The sequence below is a fragment of the Komagataeibacter kakiaceti JCM 25156 genome, assembly GCF_000613305.1.
The window spans coordinates 1-2,200 of record NZ_BAIO01000397.1; the positions used below are offsets into that span (position 1 = coordinate 1).

Here is a 2,200-nt window from a genome sequence, read left to right on the forward strand (position 1 = left end):
CGTCGGCTCCGCCATGACCACGGTGCGGGCCGGGCGTATCCACGCGTTCAGCATGAGCCCCGCCCCGCCAATGGCCATGGGCACGCACAGCACCTGCCCCATCGTCACGCCAAAGGGCAGGAAGCCGATGAACGCATCGGGCTCCCGGAAACATTCGCACACCGTGCGCGCCACCGCGTAGCCGAACAGGAAAAGCCCCGCGATGAAGCCCGGATGCTGCCGCACCCGCAGGCTGCGCGAGACGCACCACAGCAGGGTGAACAGCAGCAGTCCCTCGCCAAGGGCTTCATACAGCTCCGATGGATGGCGCGGCTCCGGCCCCGCATCGGGAAAGATCATGGCCCATGGCAGCCAGGACGGGGCCGGACGCCCCCATAATTCCCCATTGATGAAATTGGCGATGCGCCCCAGCCCCAGCCCGATGGGCACCACGGTCGTGATCCGGTCGGAAAAGGCCAGAAAACTCAGCCCGTTCAGCCGCGTAAATACAATGAGCGCGACAATCACCCCCGCCGCCCCGCCATGAAAGGACATGCCGCCGTGCCAGACCTCAAGGATGGTGAACGGATGGGCCAGATAATAGCCGCTGGTAGAACAGGATGTAGCCCAGCCGCCCCCCCAGCACCACGCCCAGCGTCGCCCATGTCAGGAAATCATCCACCTGCAGCGCCGTGGCCGCGCGTGGCGCGAGGGCGGCGAGGTGACGCGCGATCCGCCACCCCGCCAGCAGCGCCACGATATAGGCCATGGCGTACCAGCGGATGGCGATCGGCCCGAAATGGACCATTACCGGATCAAACTGCGGAAAGATCAGGACAGGCAGCATCAGCCCACTTTCTTCATCATGGTTGGGGCGCATGCGGAGGCACCACAATCGTGCGGATAGCCCTGAGGCGGCAATGTGTCTATAGTAGCGCCTTTCATCCGCGCGCGGTGCGTAAAGACAGACGCGGCGCGAAATGTCATGGAGTATCCACTATGTCCGCCAGGCCCCGTATTCTTGATGACCTCGCCGGTGTGGCCGGGGGCGCGTTTTCGGCGCTGACCGGCGTACGGGAGGAAATCGGCGCCATTGTCCGCGCCCGGGTGGATGAGACCCTGAGCGGCCTGAACCTGGTGCGCCGCGACGAATTCGAGGTGGTGCGCGAGATGGCCAGCCGCGCGCGACAGGCGCAGGCTGGCCTGGAAAGCCAGATTGCCCGGCTGGAAGAGCGCGTGTCCGACCTTGAGGCGAGCCTGACCTCCCCCACCCCGGGGCGCTGAGTACAACGCTTGCAGCCAGTGCCCGCGGACCATAGTGTAATGAAACGGTCCGCGCCCTGATTCCCCGCAACAGGGCACGGATCAGGTTGCAGAGACACGGAATCCGGCGTCATGGCCGGATCTCCTCCACGACGGCTTCGGGGAGTGCCACATGCCTGCTCTGACTCACACAGCAATCGTACGCAATACGAACCCACTCGATCTCATGGAACAGATCGTGGGTGGATATGACTGGAATTTCGAACGCCGCAGCGATTCGGAAATGGCGGCCGAAGCACCGGGCAAATGGTGCGATTATGGCCTGTTCTTCTGCTGGTCGGAGGAGGTGAGCGCCATGCATTTCACCTGCACCTTCGACCTCAAGGTGCCCGCCGACCAGCGCCGCAACCTGTTCGAGCTGGTGGCGCTGGCCAATGAACGGCTGTGGATCGGCCATTTCGGCATGGACATGGAACATGGCACGCCCGTCTTCCGCCATGCGGTCCTGCTGCGCGGCTCACGCGGGGCGTCCATGGAAAGCCTGGAGGACATGATCGACATCGCCCTGACCGAGTGCGAGCGTTTCTACCCCGCCTTCCAGTTCGTGCTGTGGGGCGGCAAGAAACCGGCGGAAGCGCTGGAAGCGGCCATGCTCGACTGTGCCGGGATGGCGTGATGACCGAACCCCTTCCTCCCCTTCTCCTTGTCGGGTGCGGCAATATGGGCGGGGCCATGCTCGATGGCTGGCTGAAGGAGGGCCTCGCGCCGTCCTTCATCATCGACCGGCACCGCGACTCCGTTCCCGCCCCGCACCACCTCGTGCGCAGCCCGGATGACGTTCCGGACGATTTCCATCCCGCGATGATCGTGCTGGCCACAAAACCGCAGAAGGTGGACGCCGTCATGGCGGCCATCGCGCCGTTCGCCCTGCGCGCGCCCGTCCTGTCCGTTCTGGCGG

The 2,200-nt window shown here is 64.8% G+C and carries 3 protein-coding genes and 1 pseudogene; 3 read left to right on the forward strand and 1 reads right to left on the reverse strand.

What is annotated here, in order from left to right:
* Nucleotides 1-826, reverse strand: a pseudogene (lgt, locus tag JCM25156_RS24740) (prolipoprotein diacylglyceryl transferase); the annotation flags it as partial.
* A gap of 152 nt (nt 827-978) precedes the next feature.
* Here lgt and JCM25156_RS14315 point away from each other — a divergent pair.
* From JCM25156_RS14315 to JCM25156_RS14325, 3 genes are all read left to right on the forward strand, one after another.
* Nucleotides 979-1,263, forward strand: coding sequence for an accessory factor UbiK family protein (locus JCM25156_RS14315; protein ID WP_025813610.1), 285 nt, complete (start codon nt 979-981; stop codon nt 1,261-1,263).
* 151 nt (nt 1,264-1,414) lie between these two features.
* Nucleotides 1,415-1,918, forward strand: a complete 504-nt coding sequence (locus JCM25156_RS14320) for a type III secretion system chaperone family protein (RefSeq protein ID WP_025813611.1) — start codon at nt 1,415-1,417, stop codon at nt 1,916-1,918.
* Nucleotides 1,918-2,200: NAD(P)-binding domain-containing protein (locus JCM25156_RS14325; RefSeq protein WP_025813612.1), on the forward strand; the 283-nt coding region annotated here is incomplete at its 3' end. The genes JCM25156_RS14320 and JCM25156_RS14325, both read left to right, overlap by 1 nt.